The sequence below is a fragment of the Streptomyces lancefieldiae genome, from assembly GCF_031845825.1.
GTDB lineage: Bacteria > Actinomycetota > Actinomycetes > Streptomycetales > Streptomycetaceae > Streptomyces > Streptomyces lancefieldiae.
This window is the reverse complement of the sequence record NZ_JAVRFH010000393.1, coordinates 1-405: the sequence shown is the minus strand read 5'-3', so window position 1 is coordinate 405 and position 405 is coordinate 1. Positions and strand designations below refer to the sequence as shown.

1 rRNA gene is annotated in these 405 nt (G+C 60.0%); it reads right to left on the bottom strand.

Annotated elements, in window-relative coordinates:
• Nucleotides 1-297: 297 nt before the first annotated feature.
• Nucleotides 298-405 (bottom strand): 16S ribosomal RNA (locus RM812_RS42670); the annotation flags it as partial.

The following is a 405-nucleotide window of genomic DNA, read 5'->3' as shown; positions in this document are numbered from 1 at the left end:
TCCACTGTGCAGTTCTCAAACAACGACCAACCACCCATCACCCCGAGCCAGAGCTCGAGTGCACTGGGGCCGGCAACCGAAGACCCAGCCATACGGCCGTGCCCTCAGACACCCAACAGCGTGCCCGACACTCTCACCACTCCCCTTCCGTTCCACGCCGAAGCAGTACTAGGAAGACAAGCTGGTCAAGTGTGCCGAGTAGTCAACGTTCCACCCATGAGCAACCAGCATCAGACATTCGCTGATGTACTGGCCTCTGACCGCGCCCCGAAGGACCCGGTAAGAAGTGCTCCTTAGAAAGGAGGTGATCCAGCCGCACCTTCCGGTACGGCTACCTTGTTACGACTTCGTCCCAATCGCCAGTCCCACCTTCGACAGCTCCCTCCCACAAGGGGTTGGGCCACC